Here is an 8,256-nt window from a genome sequence, read left to right as displayed (position 1 = left end):
GGGCCGCCAACTGCATCAACGCTTTCCGGCCTTCGCCCACGCCTTCGACGAGGCCGCGGCGGCGATCGACACCCACCTGCGGTTGCCGGTGCGCGAGGTGATGTGGGGCACCGACGCCGAGCTGCTGCAGGGCACCCAGTTCGCGCAGCCGGCACTGTTCGTCTTCGAGATCGCCCTGGCCGCGTTGTGGCGGTCCTGGGGCGTGATACCCGAAGTGGTGCTGGGTCATTCGGTGGGGGAGATCGTCGCGGCCTGCGTGGCGGACGTGTTGTCGCTGGACGACGCGGCGCGCATCGTGGCGGTCCGCGGCGAATTGATGGCGGCGCTGCCGGCCGGCGGGGCGATGGTGGCGGTGAGCGCCGGCGAGGCCGAGGTCGCGCCGCTGCTGAACGACGGCGTGAGCATCGCGGCGGTCAACGGGCCCAATTCGGTGGTCCTGTCCGGTGAGCGGGCCGCGGTGGAAACCGTGGCCGACCGGCTGGCGGGCACCGGCCGGCGGACGCACCGGTTGGCGGTCTCGCACGCGTTTCACTCGGCGTCGATGGAGCCGATGCTCGAGGAGTTCGCGCATCGGGTGGCCGACATCGAGCCGCGACGGCCGCGAACCTGCCTGGTGTCCAACGTCTCCGGAGAGCCGGCCGGAACGGGGTACGGGTCCGCCGACTACTGGGTCGAGCACGTGCGCCGGCCGGTGCGTTTTCTCGACGGCGTGCGCACCGCCGAGGCCTTGGGGGCGACGGTGTTCGTCGAGGTGGGCCCGGGCGGTGGGTTGAGCGCGGCGGTCGACCAATCGCTGGCCACCGACCGGCCGACCTCGGTGGTCACCGTGCCCAAGGATGCTCCGGAGATCGAGTCGGTGCTCAGCGCGGCAGGCCGGCTCTTCACCGCCGGAGTGGGCGTGAGCTGGCCGGCCGTGTTCGACGGCTCGCATGCGCGCCGGGTCGACCTGCCCACGTATGGCTTTGCCCGGCAACGGTTCTGGCTCGGTGACGAGCATAATGCGTTGCCCGGCAAGGTAACCAGGTCGCCGGGGCTGGCCGAACAATTGCACGCCCTGGACCCCGCGCAGCAGCAGAGCCGGCTTGCCGAGCTGGTCTGCGAGCACACGGCCGCCGTGTCGGGTCATCCGGACGGCCGAGCCATCGACCGCGATCGTGCCTTCGCCGACCTCGGGTTCGACTCGCTGACCGGCGTCGAACTGCGCAACCGGCTGACCACGGCGACCGGGCTGGCGCTTTCGCGGACCCTGATCTTCGACTATCCCACCCCCGCGGCGCTGGCCGATCATCTGCGCCGGCAATTGTTCCGCGGCGAAGACGACGAATCGGACGAGGAAAAGGTGTGGTCGACGCTGCGCGGCATCCCGCTCGCCGAGCTTCGAAGAACGGGATTGCTCGACAAACTTCTGCTGCTCGCCGGGGGCCCGGAAAGCGTTGTCGCCGAACCGGTCATCGACATGATCGACTCGTTGAGCCCCGACGCCCTGATCGCGATGGCGCTGAATTCCGGCGACGACGAGGACGCCGAATGACGGAATCTCGATGCAATACAACACATGTCGAATACGCCGTTTTTTTGCCGGGCCACTCGGAACGGCCTAGACTTCGGGAATTGATGAAAGTCCCTTTTGAGCTGGGACGCAAGCAAGAGGGTTGGGCATGAGCGTCATCGCGGGCGTCTGCGGAGCGTTGCCGCCGCATCGTTACAGCCAGGCCGAAATCACCGACCAGATCGTCGAATTCCCCGCATTGAAGGAGCACGAAGAGGTCGTTCGGCGGTTGCACGCCGCCGCCAAGGTCAACAGCCGCCACTTGGTCCTGCCGCTGGAGCGGTACCCGTCGCTGACCGATTTCGGCGAGGCGAACGAGGTCTTCATCGAACGCGCCGTCGAACTCGGCTGCGAAGCGTTGCTGGGCGCGCTGGACGAGGCCGGCCTGCGGCCGCAGGACATCGACATGATCGCCACCACCACGGTCACCGGTGTTGCCGTGCCGTCACTCGACGCGAGGATCGCCGGCCGGCTCGGACTGCGCTCGGACGTGCGCCGGGTTCCGCTGTTCGGTCTGGGCTGCGCGGCCGGGGCGGCGGGCGTGGGCCAACTACACGACTACCTGCGCGGCGCGCCGGACGGCGTCGCGGTCCTGGTGTCGGTCGAGCTGTGCTCCCTCACCTTCCCCGCGGTCAAGCCGACCGTCTCCGGTCTGGTGGGAACCGCCATGTTCGGCGATGGGGCCGCCGCCGTGGTAGCCGTCGGCGACCGTCGCGCCGACCGCATGAGCCCCGGCGGGCCCGACATCGTCGACTCCCGCAGTCGGCTCTATCCCGAATCGCTGCACATCATGTCCTGGAACGTCAGCTCGACCGGGTTGCACCTGGTGATGTCGCCCGAGCTGACGAACCTCATCGACCGCCACCTGGCGGGCGACGTGAGCAGGTTCCTGGGCGCCCACGGGTTGACGACGGACGACGTCGGCGCCTGGGTGGCGCATCCCGGCGGACCCAAGGTCATCAACGCGATCGGCAACAGCCTCGGGCTGGCACCGGACGCCCTCGAGCTGACCTGGCGCTCGCTGGGCGAGATCGCGAACCTGTCGTCGGCCTCGGTGCTGCACATCCTGCGCGACACCATCGCCAAGCCGCCGCCCGGCGGCAGCCCCGGGCTGATGCTCGCGATGGGCCCGGGATTCAGCTCCGAGCTCGTGCTCTTGCGCTGGCGCTGAGCGCGCGCCTCACAGCTCAGTCCCCAACGACGACGACCCTCATGCGCACGTTCTCTCTGAGCCGAGTTGACTATCATTGCACTATGCAATAGTTGCAGTAGGAAGTAATATTGATGCTAATCAAGGTGAGGGAGTAACAGCTCCGGCAACCGGTACGACGCGTTGATCCCACCGTCGATGCCCGAGAGGGGTCGTTGTGCTGAAAGAACTTTCGGACATGCCCGCGGGTGTTCAAGCCTTGGAGGCGATCGGGACGGTGACAACCGACGACTACGAGCGGGTCTTTGCGCCGCTCATCGATCGAGCGCGAGAAGACGGACATCGGATGCGACTGCTTTACCAGTTCGGGCCGGACTTCGAGTGCATCACGCCGGGTGCGCTGTGGGCGGACGCTCGACTGGGGTCGGGCTACGTGCGGCTGCTCGATGGCTGCGCTGTCGTCAGCGACGTCGACTGGATCCGCGCACCGGCTCGCGGCATCGGCAGGTTTATGCCTTGCTCGATGCGGCTTTACTGCGACGGTGAGCGCGACGACGCGGTGGCCTGGCTGACCTCGCTCCCGGTCCGCGCCGACGTCTCGGCCCGCGACATGGCCAAGGCTTATATCGGTGGATCATTCGCCGCCGTCGCAAGCCTTGGAAGGCTCGTCATCGCCAAGCGCGGAAAGTAACCGCCACCGGACTGTCTGAAAAAGCGGTACACATCTGGCGGGCATGCTGGTACCGCGCGCGCTGGGTGGAAAGGAATGAAGTCGCGCGCTTACGGTCGGGTCTCCGACTATTCCAGCGCCTCCGAGAGGTTCAGCCAGCGGCTCTCCGTCGCGGCAACCTCGTCTTCGAGCGCACGCAACTCCTGGGTGAGCCGGGTGATGCCGACGTGGTCCGCCTGGTCGTGCTCGGCCAGTTCGTGGTGTTTGTCCGCGATCCGCCCGGCCAGCCGCGCGAGCTGGCGGTCGACGCCGGCCAGCTCCTTCTCCGCGGCCCGCCGCTCGGCTCCCGAAATCCCCGCCGGCCCAACCGGAGCGGCGGCGGCAGGCGGCTCGGCCTCCGCCTGGGCCGACCGGTGGGCGGCCAGCCGCAGGTACTCGTCGATGCCGCCGGGCAGGTGTCGCAACCGGCCGTCGAGAACGGCGTACTGCTGGTCGGTGATCCGCTCGAGCAGGTAGCGGTCGTGGGAGACGACGATCAGGGTGCCGGGCCAGGAGTCGAGCAGGTCTTCCATGGCGGTGAGCATGTCGGTGTCGACGTCGTTGGTCGGCTCGTCGAGGAGCAGCACGTTGGGCTCGGAGAGCAGCGTGAGCATCAGCTGCAGGCGCCGCCGCTGCCCGCCGGAGAGTTCGCCGATCCGGGCCGAGAGCTGTCCCCGGCCGAAGCCGAGCCGCTCCAGCAGTTGGGCGGGCGTCACCTCGCGGCCCTCGACCTCGTACCCGCCGGGGAGCCGGCCCAGCACGTCGGCGATGCGGTCGTCGGCGAGCCCGGCCAGGGCGTCGCCCTGCTGGTCGAGCTCGGCCAGCTGGACGGTTTTGCCGCGCTTGACGCGTCCGGTGTCCGGCAAGATGCTCCCGGCGATCAGCCCCAGCAGCGTCGACTTCCCGGCGCCGTTGGCGCCGACGATGCCGGTGCGTTCGCCCGGGGCGATCCGCCATTCGACGTCGCGCAGCACCGGGTGGCCGTCGAACGCGACCGACACGTCGAGCAGATCAATGACGTCCTTGCCGAGCCGAGCGGTCGCCAGCTTGGCCAGCTCGACGTTGTTCCGCAGCGGGGGCACGTCGGCGATCAGCTGGTTGGCCGCCTCGATGCGGAACTTGGGCTTCGAGGTGCGGGCCGGCGCGCCGCGCCGCAGCCAGGCCAGCTCCTTGCGCATCAGGTTCTGCCGCTTGGCTTCGGTGGCGGCCGCCATCCGGTCGCGCTCGACGCGCTGCAGCACGTAGGCCGCGTAACCGCCCTCGAACGGCTCCACGATCCCGTCGTGCACCTCCCACGTCGTGGTGGCGACCTCGTCCAGGAACCAGCGGTCGTGCGTGACCAGCAGCAGCCCGCCGGTATTGCGTGCCCAGCGTTGGCGTAGGTGTTCCGCGAGCCAGGCGATGCCCTCGATGTCCAGGTGGTTGGTGGGCTCGTCGAGCGCGATGACGTCCCACTCGCCGACCAGCAGCCTAGCCAGCTGGACGCGCCTGCGCTGGCCGCCGCTGAGCGTCGAGATCGCGGCGTCCCAGCCGATGTCGGAGACCAGGCCGCCGACCACGTCGCGCACCCGCGCGTCAAAGGCCCATTGGTGTTCGGCCGCATCGCCGACCAGCGTCCAGCCCACGGTGTGGTCCGGGTCCAGGGTGTCCGCCTGGCTCAGCGCGCCCACCCGCAAGCCGCTGCGGCGGGTGACGCGGCCGGAGTCGGGCTGCAGCTGGCCGGTCAGCAACCGCAGCAGGCTGGATTTGCCGTCCCCGTTGCGCCCGACGATGCCGATGCGGGCGCCGTCGTTCACGCCCAGCGTCACCGATTCGAATACCAGCTGGGTCGGGTATTCGAGGTGGATGGCCTCGGCTCCCAATAGGTGTGCCACCGGCCCGACCCTACTGCGGCTATTCGAGGGTCAGCAGCGCCCGGTCGACTTCGCTCTGGGTCTCCGCCGATGCCTTGCTGGCCACCGCGTCCAGGAAGCGGCTGGCGAGTTCGCGCAGTTTCAGGTTGGTTTCCTGGGATCGCCAGACCAGGATGTCGAACGCCCGCTCCGCGGAGATGCCATAGGCGGCCATGAGGACGCCCTTCGCCTGTTCGATTCGGGCCCGGGCGTCGGCGACCGCCGACAGCACGTTGTTGATGTCGGTCTGCAGCGAGTCGGTGACGTCGACGTAGAAGCCGGACGTCCCGAGCGGGGTGCCGTGGTCGTCGAGCATCCGGTCGCCCGCGACGACGACGCAGTGGGTGCGCCCGCCGGTGTCGATGATGCGGTGGCGGCTGCTGAACGGCTTGCCGTGCATTACGCGTTCCAGGACGGCGGCGACGCGCTCGCGGTCGTCTGGGTGCTTGTGCTTGAGCAGCAGCTCCGTGGTGGGCTGCACCTGTCCCGGCTTGTACCCGTGCATGCGGGCGACCGCCGCCGACCACTCCCAGCGGTGGCCGTCCAGGAAGAACCGGAACCGGCCGACACTCTGCGGCTCGCCGAGGCCCAGGACCAAGTCGACCGCGTTCAGGTCTTGCTCGTCGACGGCATCGGACATGAACGCCTCGCACGCCGAGTCGGCCGAACCGTGATGGGCGGGCTCCTCGTTGGGCCTGTCAACAGCCTCGTCTTCAAAGTTCACGGTCATCGCGCACTGCCCTTCAGATCCGTAACTATGTCCTCTGCATATCAATGCCCACTTTCGCGCGGGTCCATTCATGCATCAGGCTTTTCGATACGGCTCGGCATCAGCGTGTTTGAACTCGAGGCCCAGCCCGGGCCGGTCCCGGTCCGGCCGCAGCGCCCCACCCTCGGGCGGCAGGGCGCCGTCGAACAGCATGTGCTCGATGCGGTGGTGATCGTGGAAGTACTCCAGGTGCCGCAGATTCGGGATGGCGCTGGCCACGTGCGCGTGCAGGTTGGGGGCGCAGTGGCCGGAGACGTCGACGTTGCGGGCGGCGGCTACGGCGGCGGCGCGCAGCCAGTCGGTGATCCCGCCGCAGCGGGTGACGTCGATCTGCAGGCAGTCGATCGCGTCGGCGGCGAGCATCCGGTTGAAGTAGGCCAGGTCGTAGCCGTACTCGCCCGCGGTGACGTCCGGGGTGACCTGGTCGCGCACTTCCCGCAACCCGGCCAGGTCGTCGGAGGAGACGGGTTCCTCGAACCATGTGACGTCGTGGGCGGACATCGCGTGGGCCATCCGAATGGCCTGCTTGCGGCGGTAGGCGCCGTTGGCGTCCACATATAGCTCGACGTCCGGCCCGATCACCTTGCGCGAGAGCGCGATGCGGTCAAGGTCACGGCGCTCGTCGGAGCCCCACGACTCGCCGATCTTGATCTTGACTCGTGGGATCTTCCACTCCTGCACCCAGCGTTCGAGTTGGGCGCGGGTGGTGCGTTCGTCATAGGTGGTGAAGCCGCCGCTGCCGTAGATCGGAACCCGGTCGTGCGCCATGCCGAGCAGGCGGCATACCGGTAGGCCCACGAGTTTGCCCTTGAGGTCCCACAACGCGGTGTCGACCGCCGAGATCGCGCACGACACCAGCCCCGGGCGCCCGTTGTTGCGCATCGCCCGGACCATCGCCTGCCACCGCCCGGGGATGTCGAGGGCGCTGTGTCCGGTGATCGTGCCGGCGAGCGGCCCGTTGATCAGTGCGCCGCAGGCGCCGTCGGCGTAGGTGTAGCCGATCCCGCGCCGCCCACCCGCGCTGACCTCGGCCAGCACCATGGTGGTCGACGACCAGGGCAGGGTTCCGTCGGCTTCCGGTGCGTCGGTGGGGATTTCGTAGACCCGCGCGGTGACCTCGTCGATGGATGCGTCGACGCTCATCGCGTCCACCGGCGCGCGGCGAGCCACGCGCCCAGCCCCGCGGCGCCGAGTGCGCCCGTGCCGCTGACGACGGGGTGTTGCGACGCCCACAGTTGCGGGCTCAGCGCGTGGGACTTGTCGTCGAAGCCGCCGTGCGCGCCGTGGTCACTGCCAGGCTCTTCGTCCAGCGGATGCCACAGGTTGTGCGGCCGCCCCGGGCGCACATGCTGCTCGGTCTGCTGCGAGTCGTATCCGGTGCGGCCCAGGTAGCGGTCCAGCAGCGGTGCGACGAACTTCTGCGCCAGCAGCGTCACCATGGTGCTGTCGCCGACCCAATATTGTTTGCGCTCCGGATGATCGGCCGCATACACGACGCCGCGGGCGGCGACCTCCGGCTGATAGATCGGCGGCACGGGCTGGGGATGGCGCGGCAGCCGGGACAGCACCCAGGAGAACTGCGGGGTGTTGACCGCGGGCATCTGGGCCACGGTGATCCGCACCTTGGAGTGCTCGTGCAGCAGTTCGCAGCGCACCGATTCGGTGAAACCGTTGATGGCGTGCTTGGCACCGCAGTAGGCCGATTGCAGCGGGATGGATCGCTGGCTGAGCGCGGAGCCGACCTGCACGATGGTGCCGCGGTCGCGCGGCCGCATCTTGGCCAGCGCCGCCATGGTGCCGTGCACGTAGCCGAGGTAGGACACCTCCGTCACGCGCTTGAACTCCTCGGCGCTGATCTCGCTGAACGGCGCGAACACGGAGGTGAACGCGACGTTCACCCAGACGTCGATGGGGCCGAACGTCGCCTCGGTCTCGTCGGCGGCGGCGGCGACGGCCGCGTGGTCGGCGACGTCGGTGGGAATGCTGAGCGCCTTGCCGCCGCCGGATTCGACGTCGCGGGCCGCGCCGTCCAGCCCGGCGGAGCCGCGGGCGAGCAGGGCGACGTTCGCCCCGCGCTGCCCGAACAGTTGCGCGGTGGCCCGGCCGATGCCGGCGCTGGCTCCGGTGATCACCACTGTCTGTGTCATCGAGAATCTCCTTTCGATTCAGTCATGGTGGATCGCGTCG

Annotated in this window: 7 protein-coding genes; 3 read left to right on the top strand and 4 right to left on the bottom strand. The window is 69.1% G+C overall.

Going from position 1 to position 8,256, the window contains the following annotated elements:
* From A5709_RS04830 to A5709_RS04820, 3 genes are all read left to right on the top strand, one after another.
* The coding region (locus tag A5709_RS04830) for an acyltransferase domain-containing protein (protein ID WP_156767967.1) at positions 1-1,531 on the top strand (1,531 nt) is incomplete at its 5' end.
* Positions 1,532-1,658: 127 nt separating this feature from the next.
* A complete protein-coding gene (locus tag A5709_RS04825) occupies positions 1,659-2,720 on the top strand; it encodes a type III polyketide synthase (protein WP_068011138.1) in 1,062 nt (353 codons plus the stop codon).
* Positions 2,721-2,916: 196 nt separating this feature from the next.
* Positions 2,917-3,390: an STAS/SEC14 domain-containing protein gene (locus A5709_RS04820; RefSeq protein ID WP_068118370.1), complete on the top strand. Its 474-nt coding sequence runs from the start codon at positions 2,917-2,919 to the stop codon at positions 3,388-3,390.
* Positions 3,391-3,497: 107 nt separating this feature from the next.
* Here the strand turns inward: A5709_RS04820 and A5709_RS04815 are convergent, their stop codons facing one another.
* The 4 genes from A5709_RS04815 to A5709_RS04800 form a co-directional block, all read right to left on the bottom strand.
* Entirely contained in the window at positions 3,498-5,282 is a 1,785-nt protein-coding gene (locus A5709_RS04815; protein WP_068118368.1) for an ABC-F family ATP-binding cassette domain-containing protein, read from the bottom strand.
* Between the two features lie 19 nt (positions 5,283-5,301).
* Positions 5,302-6,030 carry a PAS and ANTAR domain-containing protein gene (locus A5709_RS04810; protein ID WP_068118366.1) on the bottom strand — a complete coding sequence of 243 codons (729 nt, stop codon included), beginning with the start codon at positions 6,028-6,030 and terminating at the stop codon, positions 5,302-5,304.
* 75 nt (positions 6,031-6,105) lie between these two features.
* Positions 6,106-7,212: an enolase C-terminal domain-like protein gene (locus tag A5709_RS04805; protein ID WP_068118373.1), complete on the bottom strand. Its 1,107-nt coding sequence runs from the start codon at positions 7,210-7,212 to the stop codon at positions 6,106-6,108.
* Positions 7,209-8,216 carry an SDR family oxidoreductase gene (locus A5709_RS04800; RefSeq protein ID WP_068118364.1) on the bottom strand — a complete coding sequence of 336 codons (1,008 nt, stop codon included), beginning with the start codon at positions 8,214-8,216 and terminating at the stop codon, positions 7,209-7,211. Before A5709_RS04800 ends, A5709_RS04805 begins: the two co-directional genes overlap by 4 nt.
* Positions 8,217-8,256: the final 40 nt, after the last annotated feature.

The sequence above is a fragment of the Mycobacterium sp. E1386 genome, from assembly GCF_001672745.1.
Taxonomy (GTDB): Bacteria; Actinomycetota; Actinomycetes; order Mycobacteriales; family Mycobacteriaceae; genus Mycobacterium.
The sequence above is the reverse complement of the archived record's forward strand: the minus strand, read 5'-3'. Positions and strand labels throughout refer to the sequence as shown.

Excerpts from the sequence above, each read along its gene's own strand:
- A5709_RS04825 (WP_068011138.1), top strand. The coding sequence starts at position 1,659 with ATGAGCGTCATCGCGGGCGTCTGCGGAGCGTTGCCGCCGCATCGTTAC.
- A5709_RS04810 (WP_068118366.1), bottom strand. The coding sequence starts at position 6,030 with ATGACCGTGAACTTTGAAGACGAGGCTGTTGACAGGCCCAACGAGGAG.
- A5709_RS04805 (WP_068118373.1), bottom strand. The coding sequence starts at position 7,212 with ATGAGCGTCGACGCATCCATCGACGAGGTCACCGCGCGGGTCTACGAA.
- A5709_RS04800 (WP_068118364.1), bottom strand. The coding sequence starts at position 8,216 with ATGACACAGACAGTGGTGATCACCGGAGCCAGCGCCGGCATCGGCCGG.